Origin of the sequence: Streptomyces sp. BJ20 (assembly GCF_022869105.1) — a bacterium.
In the GTDB taxonomy this organism is placed as follows: Bacteria; Actinomycetota; Actinomycetes; order Streptomycetales; family Streptomycetaceae; genus Streptomyces; species Streptomyces griseoincarnatus.
The window spans coordinates 1,439,441-1,454,423 of the sequence record NZ_CP094918.1 but is presented as its reverse complement, the minus strand read 5'-3'; the positions used below and the strand labels follow the sequence as shown (position 1 = coordinate 1,454,423).

The 14,983-nt window shown below is 72.2% G+C and carries 11 protein-coding genes; 2 read left to right on the top strand and 9 right to left on the bottom strand.

Going from position 1 to position 14,983, the window contains the following annotated elements; translation table 11 throughout:
* Positions 1-10: 10 nt before the first annotated feature.
* The 3 genes from MTR79_RS06830 to MTR79_RS06820 form a co-directional block, all read right to left on the bottom strand.
* Positions 11-580: a GNAT family protein gene (locus MTR79_RS06830; RefSeq protein WP_086698616.1), complete on the bottom strand. Its 570-nt coding sequence runs from the start codon at positions 578-580 to the stop codon at positions 11-13.
* Positions 558-2,804: an MMPL family transporter gene (locus MTR79_RS06825; protein WP_244789547.1), complete on the bottom strand. Its 2,247-nt coding sequence runs from the start codon at positions 2,802-2,804 to the stop codon at positions 558-560. The genes MTR79_RS06830 and MTR79_RS06825 overlap by 23 nt, the downstream gene beginning before the upstream one ends.
* 193 nt (positions 2,805-2,997) lie before the next feature.
* A complete protein-coding gene (locus tag MTR79_RS06820; RefSeq protein ID WP_086698619.1) occupies positions 2,998-3,357 on the bottom strand; it encodes a hypothetical protein in 360 nt (119 codons plus the stop codon).
* 188 nt (positions 3,358-3,545) lie between these two features.
* Here MTR79_RS06820 and MTR79_RS06815 point away from each other — a divergent pair, with 188 nt between their 5' ends.
* Positions 3,546-4,349: a methyltransferase domain-containing protein gene (locus MTR79_RS06815; RefSeq protein ID WP_244789546.1), complete on the top strand. Its 804-nt coding sequence runs from the start codon at positions 3,546-3,548 to the stop codon at positions 4,347-4,349.
* Between the two features lie 67 nt (positions 4,350-4,416).
* Here the strand turns inward: MTR79_RS06815 and gatB are convergent, their stop codons facing one another.
* Genes gatB through gatC form a run of 4 tightly spaced genes read right to left on the bottom strand, consistent with a single transcriptional unit; the run spans position 4,417 to position 7,980 of the window.
* Positions 4,417-5,928 carry an Asp-tRNA(Asn)/Glu-tRNA(Gln) amidotransferase subunit GatB gene (gene gatB, locus MTR79_RS06810; RefSeq protein WP_086698622.1) on the bottom strand — a complete coding sequence of 504 codons (1,512 nt, stop codon included), beginning with the start codon at positions 5,926-5,928 and terminating at the stop codon, positions 4,417-4,419.
* A gap of 16 nt (positions 5,929-5,944) precedes the next feature.
* Positions 5,945-6,184, bottom strand: a complete 240-nt coding sequence (locus tag MTR79_RS06805) for a hypothetical protein (RefSeq protein ID WP_033276008.1) — start codon at positions 6,182-6,184, stop codon at positions 5,945-5,947.
* Positions 6,181-7,677 (bottom strand): Asp-tRNA(Asn)/Glu-tRNA(Gln) amidotransferase subunit GatA, encoded by a 1,497-nt coding sequence (gene gatA, locus MTR79_RS06800; RefSeq protein WP_086698623.1) that lies wholly within the window; start codon positions 7,675-7,677, stop codon positions 6,181-6,183. The genes MTR79_RS06805 and gatA overlap by 4 nt, the downstream gene beginning before the upstream one ends.
* A gap of 6 nt (positions 7,678-7,683) precedes the next feature.
* A complete protein-coding gene (gene gatC / locus MTR79_RS06795; protein ID WP_006130840.1) occupies positions 7,684-7,980 on the bottom strand; it encodes an Asp-tRNA(Asn)/Glu-tRNA(Gln) amidotransferase subunit GatC in 297 nt (98 codons plus the stop codon).
* Between the two features lie 566 nt (positions 7,981-8,546).
* On the opposite strand from gatC, the gene MTR79_RS06790 reads away from it, so the two are divergent.
* Positions 8,547-9,755 (top strand): FAD-dependent oxidoreductase, encoded by a 1,209-nt coding sequence (locus tag MTR79_RS06790; protein ID WP_244789545.1) that lies wholly within the window; start codon positions 8,547-8,549, stop codon positions 9,753-9,755.
* A gap of 515 nt (positions 9,756-10,270) precedes the next feature.
* On the opposite strand, the gene MTR79_RS06785 is transcribed toward MTR79_RS06790, so the two are convergent.
* Positions 10,271-12,523: a bifunctional diguanylate cyclase/phosphodiesterase gene (locus MTR79_RS06785; RefSeq protein ID WP_244789544.1), complete on the bottom strand. Its 2,253-nt coding sequence runs from the start codon at positions 12,521-12,523 to the stop codon at positions 10,271-10,273.
* A gap of 260 nt (positions 12,524-12,783) precedes the next feature.
* Entirely contained in the window at positions 12,784-14,979 is a 2,196-nt protein-coding gene (gene ligA / locus MTR79_RS06780) for an NAD-dependent DNA ligase LigA (RefSeq protein ID WP_244789543.1), read from the bottom strand.
* Positions 14,980-14,983 lie beyond the last annotated feature (4 nt).

Below are 14,983 nucleotides of genomic sequence, written 5' to 3'. Positions count from 1 at the left end.
GAGATTCCGCTTAATGCCTTTCGAGCAGTTCGCGCGCAGCGCGCCACTCGGGGGCGAGCAGAGACCAGACCTCCAGGTCGTGCCGTACGCCGTGGTGGAGGTGGGCCTCGCGGCGGACGCCGTCGCGGGTCATGCCGAGCCGGCGGGCGACGGCGACGCTGGCGGTGTTGCCGGACGCGGCGACCCATTCGACGCGGTGGATGCCGCGTTCCTCGACGGCCCAGTCGATCAGGACCCGCATGGCGCGGGTGACCAGTCCGCGTCCGGTGCCGGCGGGCTCCAGCCAGCAGCCGACCTCGCAGGTGCCGGCCGCCGCGTCGAAGTTGAGGGTGAGGACCCCGCCGACCAGCGTGCCGTCGAGCCACAGCCCGTGCAGCGAGGCCGTGTCGGCGGCGCGCAGGTCGGCGTACCGCTGGAGCGCCTCCCGCGCGCCGTCCAGGTCGGTGGCGCGGGAGCCGAAGGGGACGAACCGGTTGATGAACTCACGGCCCCGGTCCAGGTGCGCGAGGAACTCCTCGGCGTGCCAGATCTCCAGGGGGCGCATCTCGGCGCCGTCGTCACCCAGTCGTATCGCGTACATCCCGCTGCCGCTCCTCCTCCGCCAGCACGTCCGCGACCTCGGCGTCCGTGACGGCGGCCAGCCTCTCATGGGCGGCACGGCACTCGGGCGGTTCGATGCTGATCCGGGGCAGGATCCGGTCCAGCCACTTCGGCAGCCACCAGTTGGCACCGCCGAGGAGATGCATCAGCGCGGGCACGAGCAGGGTCCGCAGCACGAAGGCGTCGAGGGCGACGGCCGCGGCGAGGGCGATGCCGAACATGGCGATCACGCGGTCGCCGCTGAGCACGAAGGCGAGGAAGACCGAGATCATGATGACGGCGGCAGAGTTGATCACACGGCTGGTCTCGGCGAGACCCACGCGCACGGCCCGCCGGTTGTCGCCGGTCTCCAGCCATTCCTCGTACATCCGGCTGACCAGGAAGACCTGGTAGTCCATGGACAGCCCGAACAGCACCGACACCATGATCACGGGCAGGAAGGGCTCGATGGGGCCCGCACTGCCGAGGCCGAGCAGGTCGCTCCCCCAGCCCCACTGGAAGATCATCACGACCACGCCGAACGCGCCGGCGACCGCGGCCACGTTCATCGCGGCGGCCTTGAGCGGGATGCCGATGGAGCGGAAGGCGAGGAGCAGCAGCAGACAGCCCAGGCCGATCACCACCCCGACGAACAGGGGCAGCTTCTCGACGATGACGGAGGCGAAGTCGTCGTAGCCGGCCGTCACGCCGCCGACGTGCACGTCGAGCGAGGTGCCCGACTCGGCGCGCGGCAGCACGTCCTCGCGCAGCCGGTCCACCAGGTCGCTGGTCTGCTTCGACTGCGGGGAGGACTCCGGTACGACGGTGAGGAAGGCGGTGTCGCCGCCCTGGTTGTACGTCACCGGCGACACGGAGGCGACGTCCTCGGTGGTGCGCAGGGTGGAGCCCAGGTTGTCCAGGGCGAGCCGGTCCTGGGCGTCGTCGACCTCGGTGACGAGGGTGAGCGGTCCGTTCACGCCCGGCCCGAAGCCGTCGGCGATCAGGTCGTAGGCCTGGCGGGTGGTGGAGGTCTTCGGGTCGTTGCCCTGGTCGGACGTGCCCAGGTGGAGCGAGAAGGTGGGCAGCGCGAGGACGGCCATCACGACGAGGGCGACCGCGCCGAGCAGCTTGGGGTGGCGCTCCACGAACGCCGACCAGCGGGCGGCGAACCCGGTGGGCAACTCCGGTTCCGGCCCGTGCTCGGCGAGCCGGCGCCGCTCCCTGCGGCTGAGGGCGCGGGTGCCGATCAGCGACAGCAGGGCGGGCAGCAGGGTGACGGAGGCGGCGACGGTGAGCACCACGGTGAGCGAGGCGGCCACGGCGACGCCGTTGAGGAAGTTCAGGCGCAGGATCAGCATGCCCAGCAGGGCTATGCAGACGGTCGCACCCGCGAACACGACGGCCCGGCCGGTGGTGGCGACGGCGTTGGTGGCGGCCTCGGTGACGCTCAGGCCGCGTTTCAGTCCGCGCCGGTGCCGGGTCACGATGAACAGCGCGTAGTCGATGCCCACGCCCAGCCCGATCAGCAGGCCGAGCATCGGCGCGAAGTCCGCGACGGTCATCACATGGCCGAGCAGCACGATGCCCGCGTAGGCGGTGCCCACGCTCACCAGCGCGGTGGCGATGGGCAGCAGGGAGGCGGCGAGGGAACCGAAGGCGAGGAACAGCACGACGGCGGCGACGGCCACGCCGACGATCTCGGCGGTGTGCCCGCCGGACGGCTCGCTCAGCTCGACGGCGCTGCCGCCCAGTTCGACGTCCAGCCCGTCGGTCTCGGCGGCCTTCGCCGCCTTGACCACGGCCTCGGCCTCACCGCTGGTGATGTCCTTGCCGGAGTGCTCGAAGGTCACGGTGGCGTAGGCGGTACGGCCGTCGGCGCTGACGCGTCCGGCGCCCCCGTCGTCGTAGGGGCCGCTCACGGAGGCGACGCCGGGCAGTTCCTCGATCCGGTCGAGGGTGCGCGTCATGGTCTGCTCGACGCCGCTGTCCCGGACGGTGCCGGAGGGCGTGTGCCAGACCACGCTGTCGCTGTCGCCCCCCAGCGAGGGGAAGCCTTCCTTCAGCAGCTCGGTGGCGCGCCCCGACTCGGTGCCGGGCACCTTGTAGTCATTGGAGTAGGCGGAGCCGGCGACGAAGGCGCCCGCCGCGATCCCGACCAGGGCGAGCAGCCACAGCAGAACGGTGAAGAGACGGCGCTGAACGCACCAACGTGCTAGGGCTGCCACAGGCGTGCTCCCGGTATGGCTCGGGGTGGATCTTTGAGCGGGCACCGGGCGGCGGACGGCCGAACGGCCCGCAAAGAACGCATGAGCAATGCCCTGCCACTGTTGCAGGTGAAAATGATCGTTTGTCGCCTTCGTTGACTAAGTCACATTTATTCTTCGGGGCCGGTCACAGGCGGTCCCGGGACCGTCCGTCTCAGTCGAACTGGTCGCCCAGCGCCATGATCATGACGCCCGCGACGGCGGCCCACAGCGCCCTGCGGGTGCGGCCGCGCGCGCCCAGCACCGCCGCGAGGGCGCAGACGGCCGCCCCGCAGGCGTAGGCGACGGGGACGAGGGCCGGGGCGGTCCCGGAGGCACGAAGCAGCGCGGCGGCCGTTCCGGCGAGGGCCAGCACGACGCCGGTGCCGGCGGCGGCCCAGCGGGCGCGGCGGGCCTGCTCGTCGAGGAGGCCGTCGTCGCGGAGGTCCTTGTCATCGGCCTCGGCGAGGTCCTCGCGGAGGTCCTCCACGGTCTGAGTGTCCGGGGGCAGGTCGGAATCAGGGCGTCCACTCATGGCGCCGGAGCGTAGCGCCTCACCTCCGGAAACCCGGATGCGGGTCCGCCCGGACGGCTGTTAGCGTCCGTCGGTCCGACACCCCCGCGGCACTCCGCCGCCGGCCGAAGCAGGTGCTTTGATGCTTGTCCGTCCGACCGACGACGCGACCCTTTCCCTCTTCACGGCCTCAAGGAGCCCGCTCACCGATGTCGGACATCACACCGGACACCTCGCACGACGACCTCGCCAGCCGCCTGAGCCTGCCCCGCTACCCGCGCAGCAGCGCCTATGACCCGCAGTGGACCGTCGACAACCAGATGGGCCCGCACGCGCTGTGGCTGCTGGAGTGGCTGGCCCCCGCCCTCGGCCTGGACACCCTGCGTCCCGGCGCCCGGGTGCTCGACCTGGGCTGCGGCCGCGCCATGACCTCCGTCTTCCTCGCCAGGGAGTACGACGTCCAGGTCACCGCCGCGGACCTGTGGATCGAGCCGGACGAGAACGCCCGCCGCATCGCCGAGGCGGGCGTCGCCGACCGCGTCCAGCCCGTCCTCGCGGAGGCGCACGACCTGCCGTTCGGCGCGGAGACCTTCGACGCGATCATCTCCGTCGACGCCTACCAGTACTTCGGCACCGACGACCTGTACCTGCCCACGCTGACCCGGCTGCTGACGCCGGGCGGCCGGATCGGGGTCGTCGTCCCGTCCCTGTCCGAGGAGATCGAGGGCAGTGACCCGCCGGAGCATCTGCGGCCCTTCTGGGAGCCCGCGTTCTGGTGCTTCCACAGCCCCGCCTGGTGGCGCCGCCACTGGACCCGCAGCGGGGCGGTGGACGTCCTGGCGGCCGACTGGCTGGAGGGCGGCTGGCGGGAGTGGCTGCTGTGGAGCGAGGCCGTCGCCGAGCACCACCCGGACGAGTTCCATGTGCGGATGAGCCGGGAGAACGCGCGACTGGTGCGCGCCGACCAGGGCCGCACGCTGGGCTTCACCCGCGTGGTGGGCCGCCGCCGCTGACCGCTCGTCACACGGGAAGGGGGGCGCACCCGGCGGGTGCGCCCCCCTTCCGTCATGCCGTACGTGCTCAGCCCTCGACGCCCAGCTTCTGAAGGATCAGCTCCTTCACCCGGGCCGCGTCCGCCTGGCCGCGCGTGGCCTTCATGACCGCGCCGACCAGCGCGCCGGCCGCGGCGACCTTGCCGCCGCGGATCTTGTCCGCGACGGCCGGGTTGCCGGCGATCGCCTCGTCGACGGCGGCGGTGAGCGCGCCCTCGTCGGAGACGACCTTCAGACCGCGCTTCTCGACGACCTCGTCCGGGGTGCCCTCACCCGCGAGGACACCCTCGATGACCTGGCGGGCCAGCTTGTCGTTCAGGTCGCCCTTGGCCACCAGCTCGGTGACGCGGGCCACCTGAGCCGGGGTGATCGCCAGCTCGTCCAGCGCCTTCTGCGACTCGTTGGCCGCGCGGGCCAGCTCGCCCATCCACCACTTGCGGGCGGAGGCCGCGTCGGCGCCGGCGTCGATCGTCGCGACGATCAGGTCCAGCGCACCGGCGTTGAGGATCGCCTGCATGTCGGTGGCGGAGATGCCCCACTCCTCGCGGAGCCGGTTGCGGCGCACCAGCGGCAGCTCGGGCAGGCCCGCGCGCAGTTCCTCGACCCACTCGCGGGCCGGGGCGACCGGCACCAGGTCCGGCTCGGGGAAGTACCGGTAGTCCTCGGCCTCCTCCTTCACGCGGCCCGAGGTCGTGGACCCCGTGTCCTCGTGGAAGTGCCGGGTCTCCTGCACGATCGTGCCGCCGGACGACAGCACGGCCGCGTGCCGCTGGATCTCGAAGCGCGCGGCCCGCTCGACGGAACGCAGCGAGTTGACGTTCTTGGTCTCGCTGCGGGTGCCGAACTTCTCGGCGCCCTTCGGCATCAGCGACAGGTTGACGTCGCAGCGCATCTGGCCCATCTCCATGCGGGCCTCGGACACGCCGAGCGCGCGGATGAGCTCGCGCAGCTCACGGACGTACGCCCGCGCGACCTCGGGAGCCCGCTCGCCCGCGCCGACGATCGGCTTGGTGACGATCTCGATGAGCGGGATGCCGGCGCGGTTGTAGTCCAGCAGGGAGTGGGACGCGCCGTGGATACGGCCGGTGGCGCCGCCGACGTGCGTCGACTTGCCGGTGTCCTCCTCCATGTGGGCGCGCTCGATCTCCACACGGAAGACCTCGCCGTCCTCCAGCTGCACGTCGAGGTAGCCGTCGAAGGCGATCGGCTCGTCGTACTGGGAGGTCTGGAAGTTCTTCGGCATGTCCGGATAGAAGTAGTTCTTCCGGGCGAAGCGGCACCACTCGGCGATCTCGCAGTTCAGCGCGAGGCCGATCTTGACGGCGGACTCGACGCCGGTCGCGTTGACGACCGGGAGCGCGCCGGGCAGGCCGAGGCAGACCGGGCAGGTCTGGGTGTTGGCGTCCTGGCCCAGGGCCGTCGAACAGCCGCAGAACATCTTGGTCTTGGTGCCGAGTTCGACATGGACCTCGAGGCCCATGACGGGGTCGTACGACGCGAGCGCGTCCTCGTACGACACCAGGTCGGTCGTGGTGGTCACGGTGAAAACTTCCCTCTCAGCCCAGCAGGACGTCGTCGTCGCCCAGCCGCTTCAGCTCGCGGTAGAGGATGGCGAGGCCGGTGACGATCGCGGCGGCGGACACGGTGGCGTCGATCAGGACCAGGGTGTCCTTCTCGGCGCGCGCCGTCTTCAGCCGCTTGGCGACGCCGAACGCGCCGAACGCGGTGGCGGCCATGGACAGGTACGTACCGGACCGGGACTTCTTGAACCCCTTGGCCTTGGTCAGTGCACTCACAGCGACGGAGCCTCCTCGAGCAGCGGGTGGCCCCACTTTTCCACGAAGGCGGCCTCGACGGCGGCACCCACCGTGTAGAGGCGGTCGTCCTTCATGACGGGGGCGATGATCTGCAGCCCGACCGGCAGGTTGTCCTCCGGCGCGAGGCCGCAGGGCAGCGACATGGCGGCGTTGCCCGCCAGGTTGGTCGGGATGGTGCACAGGTCCGCGAGGTACATCGCCATCGGGTCGTCGGCGCGCTCGCCGATCGGGAAGGCGGTGGTCGGGGTCGTCGGGGAGACGATCACGTCGACCTGCTCGAAGGCCCTGTCGAAGTCCCGCTTGATGAGCGTGCGGACCTTCTGGGCGCTGCCGTAGTACGCGTCGTAGTAGCCGGAGCTGAGCGCGTACGTGCCGAGCATGATGCGGCGCTTGACCTCGTCGCCGAAGCCGGCCTCGCGGGTCAGCGAGGTGACCTCCTCGGCCGAGTGCGTGCCGTCGTCGCCGACGCGCGCGCCGTAGCGCAGGCCGTCGAAGCGGGCGAGGTTGGAGGAGCACTCGGAGGGCGCGATCAGGTAGTACGCGGACAGCGCCAGGTCGAAGGACGGGCAGTCCAGCTCGACGATCTCGGCGCCCAGCTCCCTCAGGAGCTCGACCGACTCGTCGAACCGCTGGACGACGCCGGCCTGGTAGCCCTCGCCGCGGAACTGCTTGACGACGCCGACGCGCATGCCCTGGACGCTGCCATTGCGGGCGGCCTCCACGACCGGCGGGACCGGCTCGTCGACGGAGGTGGAGTCCATCGGGTCGTGCCCGGCGATCACCTCGTGCAGCAGGGCCGCGTCCAGGACCGTACGCGCGCAGGGGCCGCCCTGGTCCAGGGAGGAGGAGAACGCCACCATGCCGTACCGGGACACCGCGCCGTACGTCGGCTTCACGCCGACCGTGCCGGTGACGGCGGCCGGCTGGCGGATGGAGCCGCCGGTGTCGGTGCCGATGGCGAGCGGCGCCATGTGCGCGGCGAGCGCGGCCGAGGAGCCGCCGCCGGAACCGCCGGGGATGCGGGTGAGGTCCCACGGGTTGCCGGTCGGGCCGTAGGCGCTGTTCTCGGTGGAGGACCCCATGGCGAACTCGTCCATGTTGGTCTTGCCGAGGATGACGACGTCGGCGGCCTTGAGGCGCTTGGTGAGCGTCGCGTCGTACGGCGGGATCCAGCCCTCGAGGATCTTGGAGCCGACGGTGGTCGGGATGCCCTCGGTGGTGAAGATGTCCTTCAGCGCCAGGGGCACGCCGGCCAGCGGGCCGAGCTTCTCGCCGCGCTCGCGCTTGGCGTCGACGGCGCGGGCCTGGGCGAGGGCGCCCTCACGGTCGACGTGCAGGAAGGCGTGCACCTTCTCGTCGACGGCCTCGATACGGGCCAGATGGGCCTCGGTGACCTCGACCGCGGTGAGCTCGCCTGAGGCGATCTTCGCTGCGGTCTCGGCCGCGGTGAGCTTGATGATCTGATCGCTCATGGCGGTTTACTCCTCCCCCAGGATCTGCGGCACCTTGAAACGCTGCTGCTCCTGGGCCGGGGCGCCGGAGAGCGCCTGCTCGGGGGTGAGCGAGGGACGGACCTCGTCGGCCCGCATGACGTTCGTCAGCGGGAGCGGGTGCGAGGTCGGCGGTACGTCTTGGTCGGCGACCTCGCTGACGCGGGCGACCGCGCCGATGATGTCGTCGAGCTGGCCCGCGAAGTGGTCGAGCTCTTCGGGCTTCAGCTCCAGACGCGCCAGCCGGGCGAGGTGGGCGACCTCCTCGCGCGTGATGCCAGGCATGCAGCGATCCTCTGGGGTGAGTGTGTGTGTTTGGGACCAATCCTATGGGGCGGGCACCCATGCGCGTGAAACCCTTCGCCCGGCGCCGGGCGGTCCTGCGGGCCGCGCCCTCACGAACAGCGGGATCACCGGCTCCCGCAGGTCCCGCTCCTCGGGCGTACCGGGGCTCTCCGTGCGGATCCGGTGCGGAACAGGCCCGGAGCAAGGTGGGGGCCTGATGCCGTGGAGCGCACGGCAAGGAGGGCGGCGGGGGGCCCGATACGTGGAGCGCACGGCAAGGAAGGGCGGCGGGGAGTCCGACCACCATGCCGGCCGACGGCGGCACGGGACCGCGCGGTCGTCCGCCCCTTCCCCGTCTGCGCATGCCCTCGGGCGCCGGCCGGAGTCCTGACCAGGTCCGACCGGGTCCGACCGGGTTCGGAGGAACGAGCACGACCAGCCCGGCACCCGGCGGGCCGACACGGGAAGCGACTCCAGCGGGCAGCGGTGAGACGCGCGTCACATCGCGTCACAAGGGTCCGGAGCGCGGCGTCTTGAGGCCGACACCTTGAAACGGAGGAGGCACCATGACGGGGAACACACATGTGGTGGTGGCCGGCGGCGGCTACGCGGGCGTCATGGCCGCGAACCGGCTGACACAGCGCGACGACGTGACCGTGACGCTGATCAATCCGCGCGAGGAACTCGTCCACCGGGTCCGCCTGCACCAGCTGGTGGGCGGCTCCGACGACGCGCTCGTCGCCTATCGGGACGTCCTGGCCGAGAGGATCCGGCTGGTGGCCGACACCGTCACCCGGATCGACGCGGCCGAACGCAGCGTGACGCTGGCGGCCGGCGGCAGGCTCGGCTACGACTACCTCATCTACGCGGCGGGCAGCAGGAGCGCCGAACCGACTGTTCCCGGGGCCGCCGAGTTCGCCTACCCGATGTCCGTCCTGGAGGAGGCCCAGCGGCTGCGGGCGGTTCTCGACCGCACGCCCGCGACAGCCCGCGTGACGGTGGTCGGCGCCGGCCCCACCGGCATCGAGACCGCCGCCGAGCTGGCGGAGGAGGGCCGCGCCGTGACCCTGGTCTGCGGCGGCGCTCTCGGTCCGTACCTGCACGACCGGGGCAGGCGCTCGGTCGCCGGGCGACTGGCCAAGCTGGGGGTGACGGTCCTCGAGGGCTCCGACACCGAGGTGAGCGCCGTCACCTCCGACGCCGTGCGGCTCGTGAGCGGCCGTGAGCTGCCGGCCGAGGTCACCATCTGGACCGCGGGCTTCGCCGTGCCGGACCTGGCCGCCCGCAGCGGGCTGAGCACCGACGCGCTGGGCCGTGTGCTGACGGACGAGACGCTGACGAGCGTGGACGACGAACGGGTCCTCGCGGCCGGGGACTCGGCAGCCCCGTCGGGCCTGCCGCTGCGCATGAGCTGCCTGAACGCGACGCCGCTCGGGGCGCGGGCCGCCGACACGGTGCTCAGCCGGCTCGCGGGCAGGCAGCCGGACCCCCTGCACCAGGGACTCTACGCCCAGTGCATCAGCCTGGGCCGGAAGGCGGGCATCTACCAGTTCGCCACCAGGTCCGACGTCGCGGTGGGAGTCCACATCGGTGCCGGCCTGGGCGCCAGGATCAAGGAATCGGTCTGCACGGGCATCCTCGGGCATCTGGTCAAGGAGGCGAAGCGGCCGGGAACGTTCCGGCTGCACCGCGTTCCGGGGGGCGTCGCCAAGCGCCGGGAACTGCTGCGGGCCCAGCAGGATGACGAAGCGGCCCTTGCCGAGCGCGCGGTGTGACCCGGACCACGGATCCTCCCGTGACACGCGCGAACGCGGTCGGCCTGCACGGCCGGCCGCGGGGCACCGGAGGACCGCCGCAGGCGCCGAAGGGGAGATGTCTCCGGTCCGGCAGGCCGGGACGCGCCGGCACAGGGGAGCGCGGTCAAGCCGGCCGTCCCCGTCCTGGCACCGCTGAGGAGCCTGTCTTCCGGGACCCGGAAAGGTGAGAGGCGGACGGTGTCCGGCTCAGGGCCGTGAGGAGCGTCCGCTCCCGATGGCAGGGTCGAGTCCCCGCACACCTGTCACGCCCGCACCACGGCCACGGCCGACCCCGCGGGACCCGTCGCCGTGACGCGCGCCTCGTCCCGAAGGAGCGCACACCGATGTCGATGTCCCTGCTGCCCGTGGCTGTCGCGACGCTCCTCGTCCTGGCCGGCTCTGCGATCCTCGCGATCTACCGTGCCTCGTGCCGCGGGGAGGACTCGTAGCCGTCCGGGCAGTCACGGGACCCGGCCCGGGCCGCCGTGCCCTTCCTAGTCCTCCGCCGTGCCCGTGGCCGCCGGCAACGCCGCCGCCGGCCGCTGCCACCCCCGCGACCCCCGGGCGAGCAGCCACGCCGTGGTCTCGTCCGGCGGCATCGCGGCCGCGACCAGCCACCCCTGGACCGCGTCGCACCGCAGATCCCGCAGCCGTTCCCAGGTCTCGTCGTCCTCGACGCCCTCGGCGACGACGAGCAGGCCCAGCGAGTGGGCCAGGTCGATCGTGCAGCGCACGATCTCCGCGTCCTCCGTGTCGACGGCCAGCCGGGCCACGAACGAGCGGTCGATCTTCAGCTCGCTCACCGGCAGCCGCCGCAGGTGCACCAGCGACGAGTAGCCGGTGCCGAAGTCGTCGAGGGACATCTTCACGCCGTGGCCCGTCAGCGCGTTGAGGGTGTCGGCGGCCCGCGTGGGGTCCTCCAGCAGCACGTGCTCGGTGATCTCCAGCTGGAGCGCTCCCGCGGGCACCCCGTGCCGGGCCAGGCGCGCGGCCACCGAGCCGGCGAAGCCGGGGCTGTGGACGTCACGCGGCGAGACGTTGACGGCGACCGGCACGAACAGCCCCTGGGCGCGCCACGCGGCGACCTGCCCGAGCGCGGTCTCCAGCACGTACTCCGTGAGCTGGGGCATCAGCCCCGACGACTCGGCTATCGCTATGAACTCGTCCGGGGGGACCCGCCCGCGCTCCGGGTGCACCCACCGCACCAGCGCCTCGAGGCCGGAGACCTGGCCGTCGAAACGGACCTTGGGCTGGTAGTGCAGCTCCACCTCGTGCGCGTCGAGGGCGCGGCGCAGATCGCCCAGCAGCCCTAGGCGGTCGGGGGTGTTGGAGTCCCGCTTGGACTCGTACGCCTCGACGCCCGTGCGGTCCCGCTTGGCCTGGTACATCGCCACGTCCGCGCGCCGCAGCAGTCCTTCGGCGTCGGACGCGTGGTCCGGGAAGACGGCGACTCCCGCGCTCGCCTCCAGGACGAGGGTGAGCCCGTCGAGGTCGAGCGGGGAGCTGAGGGCCGCGACGAGTCCGCGGGCGGCGCGGGTCGCGGACGTCGTGGAGTCCGCCGCGGGCAGTAACACGGCGAACTCGTCGCCGCCGAGCCGCGCGGCCTCCGCCCCGCGCGGCAGGGCCGCTCTCAGCCGGTCGGCGATCTGCAGCAGCAGCCGGTCGCCGGCGAGATGGCCGAGGGTGTCGTTGACCGACCGGAAGCGGTCGAGGTCGATGAGCATGAGCGCGGCGCGGGACCCTGCCCGCTCGGCGTCGTCCAGCGCGGTCCAGATGCGCTCCTGGAGCCACTGCCGGTTGGGCAGTCCGGTCAGCGGGTCGCGCAGCTGCTCCTCGGCCCGCGCGCGGGCTATCCACAGGGTGGAGTCGAGGGCGATCAGCGGGATGGCGAACAGCGGCAGCAGCACGGGCTTGGCGTCGGCGACCACGCACACCAGCGGGGCGATGCCGAGCAGGGCGACCGCGACGAGCCCTTGGCGGACCAGGGCGGTGCGGGCGACGGTGGGCAGGCCCGAGCGCGGGGTGTGCAGGTACCACAGCAAGGTGCGGGTGACCGCGAGATAGGCGGTGGCCACGAGCACCACCCCGGGACCCGTGTAGAGGGTCCAGGTGTCGGGGGTGGACGGCGACTCCACGGACGGCACGGTGCCGAACGCGGCGAGGACGAGCGCTCCGGCGCCGATGCCGAGCAGGTCGACCGCGCCGTGCAGCACGCCCTGCCGCCAGCGGCCCCGGCGGGCTATGCCGACCAGGACGACGACGGTGAGGCTGACCATGCCGGCCGGGACCCAGCCGTAGAGCAGCAGCACGGCGAGGGTGAGGGCCGCGCCGGAGCCGGTGCCGCCCCACCAGCGGGAGCGGCCCAGCATCACGAGGTGGCCGACGATGATGCCGGTGAGCACGGCCAGCGACCAGCCGACCGTGCCGGACGGGAAGAGGGCGTGGCCGCCGGTGAAGGCGCGCAGGAAGCCTGCGCCGAGGACGAATCCGGCGGCCGCGACGACCGCGGTGGGCAACGCGGGCCAGGACGGGTGCCGTTCGGTCTCCGTGGCGGGCTCTCCGCCGCCGTGCCCGCCGGCCGGGCGTGCCGCGCCGGTCTCGCGCGCGTCCGCGGCGCGTGCCCCGGTGCGCCCCCGCGCGTCCGGTCGCTCCGCGGGCCGCCCGTCCTCACGGCCGCGCCGCCGGACGACCGCAAGGCGGCGCAGGCGCAGCCGTGAGCCCGGGGCGGCGCTCTCGGTCGGTTCCATTCCCGTCCCTCTCACAGCCGGCGGTGCCCACGCCACGCGGCCCGATGCCCGACATCCCTCAGCGGCTCCGCCGTGGAAAGCCCTTCCCCGGACCCGTCACGGGTACGGGGGTTGCCCCGACCGCAACTGGGCACGGCAGGCGCACATCTCAACAGTAGGCCGCGGAAGGCGTGTACGGGCACCGGTCGCCGACGGTTGCCCGAATGCGCCCCAGCCACCCGTATGCATCTGGTATGCGCCGATCGGGGTGCCTTCAACCGCTACTCCTCGGCCGAAAGGGCGGCGTCGGCCGCGGCGTCGGGTCCCTCCTCCAACAGCACCTGGAAACCGTCCTCGTTCAGAACCGGCACCTTCAACTGCATCGCTTTGTCATACTTCGACCCGGGGTTGTCGCCCACGACGACGAACGACGTCTTCTTGGACACCGATCCGGTCACCTTGGCGCCCCGGTTCTGCAGGGACTCTTTCGCGCCATCCCGGGTGAAGTTCTCCAGGGTCCCGGTCACCACGACCGTGAGCCCTTCGAGCGGACGGGGGCCTTCGTCCTCGCCGGAACGCTCGTCCTCCATGCGGACTCCGGCCGCCTTCCACTTGCGGATGATCTCCCGGTGCCAGTCCGCGGCGAACCACTCCTTGAGGGAGGCGGCGATGGTGGGACCGACGCCCTCGGTGGCCGACAGCTCCTCCTCGGTGGCCTGCTCGATGCGGTCGACGGAGCGGAACTCGCGGGCCAGCGCCTCCGCCGCGACGGGGCCGACATGACGGATCGACAGGGCGGTGAGCACCCGGGCCAAGGGGCGCTCCTTGGCCGCGGCGATGTTCTCCAGCATCGCCAGGGCGTTCTTCTTCGGCTCGCCCTGCTGGTTGGCGAAGACGGTGACGACCTTCTCCTCGCCGGTCTTCGGGTCCCGCTTGGGCAGTCCGCTGTCCTGGTCGAGGACGTAGGCCTTGATGGGCAGCAACTGCTCGACGGTGAGGTCGAACAGGTCGCCCTCGTCCTTCAGCGGCGGCTCCTCCGGCTCCAGCGGGCCGGTGAGGGCCGCGGCGGCGACGTACCCGAAGTGCTCGATGTCCAGCGCCTTGCGGCCGGCCAGGTAGAACAGCCGCTCGCGCAACTGGGCGGGGCACGCGCGGGCGTTGGGGCAGCGCAGGTCGACGTCGCCCTCCTTCATGGGCCGCAGCGGCGTGCCGCATTCGGGGCACTCGGACGGCATCACGAACTCCCGCTCGCTGCCGTCCCGCAGGTCGGCCACCGGCCCGAGGATCTCGGGGATGACGTCGCCGGCCTTGCGCAGCACCACCGTGTCGCCGATGAGGACGCCCTTGGCCTTCACCACGTCCTGGTTGTGCAGCGTGGCGAACTCGACCTCCGAGCCGGCCACCGTCACCGGCTCGACCTGCGCGTACGGCGTGACGCGGCCGGTGCGGCCGACGCCCACCCGGATGTTGACCAGCTTGGTGTTGACCTCCTCCGGCGCGTACTTGTACGCGATGGCCCAGCGCGGGGCGCGGGAGGTGGTGCCGAGGCGTCCCTGGAGGGGGATCTCGTCGAGCTTGACGACGACGCCGTCGATCTCGTGGGCCACGGAGTGGCGGTTCTCGCCGTAGTGGGCGATGAACTCCCGCACGCCCTCCAGGCCGTCGACCACCTTGTTGTGCGGGGAGGTCGGCAGGCCCCACTCCTTCAGCAGGTCGTAGCCCTGGGAGAGCCGGGTCAGGCCCTTGTAGCCCTCGAGCACGCCGATGCCGTGCACCACCATGTGCAGCGGGCGGGTGGCGGTGACCCTCGGGTCCTTCTGGCGCAGCGAACCGGCCGCCGCGTTGCGCGGGTTGGCGAAGGGCTTGTCGCCGGCCTCCACCAGGCGGGCGTTGAGCTCCTGGAACTTCTCCATCGGGAAGTAGACCTCGCCGCGGATCTCCACGACGTCGGGGACCTTGTCGCCCTCGAGGCGGTCCGGGATCTCGGCGATGGTGCGGACGTTGGGCGTGATGTCCTCGCCCGTGCGGCCGTCGCCGCGGGTCGCCGCGCGGACCAGCCGGCCGCGCTCGTAGGTGAGGTTGACCGCCAGGCCGTCGACCTTCAGCTCGCACAGGAAGTGGAAGGCCTGGTCGCCCAGTTCGCGGTGGATGCGCTCGGCCCAGGCGGCGAGGTCCTCGTCGTTGAAGGTGTTGTCCAGGGACAGCATCCGGGAGCGGTGCTGGACGGAGGTGAACTCCGTCTCGTAGGCCCCGGCGACCTTCTGGGTCGGTGACTCCGGCGTGCGCAGCTCCGGGTGGCGCTCCTCCAGCTCCTCGAGCTCCCGCAGCAGGCGGTCGAACTCCGCGTCGCTGACGACGGGCGCGTCGTTCACGTAGTACCGGAAGCGGTGCTCCTCGATCTGCTCGGCGAGCGTGGCGTGCTGCTCCCGCGCTTGTGCGGGCACGCTCGTCGTCTCCGCTTGCTTGTCGCCGGCCACCGTG

Excerpts from the sequence above, each read along its gene's own strand:
- MTR79_RS06830 (WP_086698616.1), bottom strand. The coding sequence starts at position 580 with ATGTACGCGATACGACTGGGTGACGACGGCGCCGAGATGCGCCCCCTG.
- gatC (WP_006130840.1), bottom strand. The coding sequence starts at position 7,980 with ATGCCTGGCATCACGCGCGAGGAGGTCGCCCACCTCGCCCGGCTGGCG.
- gatA (WP_086698623.1), bottom strand. The coding sequence starts at position 7,677 with ATGAGCGATCAGATCATCAAGCTCACCGCGGCCGAGACCGCAGCGAAG.
- MTR79_RS06820 (WP_086698619.1), bottom strand. The coding sequence starts at position 3,357 with ATGAGTGGACGCCCTGATTCCGACCTGCCCCCGGACACTCAGACCGTG.
- MTR79_RS06790 (WP_244789545.1), top strand. The coding sequence starts at position 8,547 with ATGACGGGGAACACACATGTGGTGGTGGCCGGCGGCGGCTACGCGGGC.
- MTR79_RS06785 (WP_244789544.1), bottom strand. The coding sequence starts at position 12,523 with ATGGAACCGACCGAGAGCGCCGCCCCGGGCTCACGGCTGCGCCTGCGC.
- MTR79_RS06815 (WP_244789546.1), top strand. The coding sequence starts at position 3,546 with ATGTCGGACATCACACCGGACACCTCGCACGACGACCTCGCCAGCCGC.